Source organism: Paraburkholderia sp. EG304, from assembly GCF_046543485.1.
GTDB lineage: Bacteria > Pseudomonadota > Gammaproteobacteria > Burkholderiales > Burkholderiaceae > Paraburkholderia > Paraburkholderia youngii.
This window is the reverse complement of record NZ_JBKGUA010000256.1, coordinates 1-849: the sequence shown is the minus strand read 5'-3', so window position 1 is coordinate 849 and position 849 is coordinate 1. Positions and strand designations below refer to the sequence as shown.

Here is an 849-nt window from a genome sequence, read left to right as displayed (position 1 = left end):
GGCTGGCGATGAACCGCTCCGCCGTCAGCTCCGGCCGGTTCAGGTACCCGCGCGCAACGCCGGCCCCGCCAATGTAAAGCTCTCCCACCGCCCCGAACGGCACAGGCGCGCCATGACCGTCCAGAAGGTAGACTCGAAGATCGGAGATGCGCTTTCCAATAAGACTGCCCGAGGCGGTGGTGTCAGACTGATCAAGAGGCCGATAGGTGACATGCACGGTCGTTTCCGTGATGCCGTACATATTGATCAGTTGTGGGGCGCGATCTGAATGCCTTGCATACCACGGCTTCAGAATCGATGGCTCCAGAGCCTCTCCACCGAAAATCACATAGCGAAGGCGGTTTCGAACGCTGCTCTGCTCCAGATCCATGAGAGCTTTAAAAGCCGAGGGGGTCTGGTTCAGAACTGTGACGCCGGACTTGCAGATGACATCATGGAAGTCAGGAGCGGACAGAGCAGTATGGCTCGGCACAAGAATTAAACGGCCGCCATAGCGGAGCGCGCCCCACAACTCCCAAACAGAGAAGTCGAACGAGAAGGAATGGAACAGGCACCATACGTCATGTTCCGTGAAACGATAACAGCTCTCGGTTGCCTCGAACAAGCGCACGATTTGAGCATGCTCGACCATGACGCCCTTGGGCGTGCCTGATGATCCCGAGGTGTAGATCACGTAGGCGAGGTGGCGTGAGCTCAGGCCGAGCGCGCGCGGGTCCGGATCAGAGGCCGGCAGGTTCGCCCAGGCCGGCGTTGCCGTGTCGAGATCCACCACGCTCACACCGGCTAGCGCGTCGCAGCCCAGCGCGGCACGGCCGGCCGCATCGGCCAGCAGCAGCGGCGGCGCCGCAT

Annotated in this window: 1 protein-coding gene; it reads right to left on the bottom strand. The window is 61.4% G+C overall.

Features of this window, described 5'->3' with window-relative positions:
• On the bottom strand, window positions 1-849 hold an 849-nt coding region (locus ACLFKU_RS43725), incomplete at both ends, for an AMP-binding protein (RefSeq protein ID WP_410853386.1).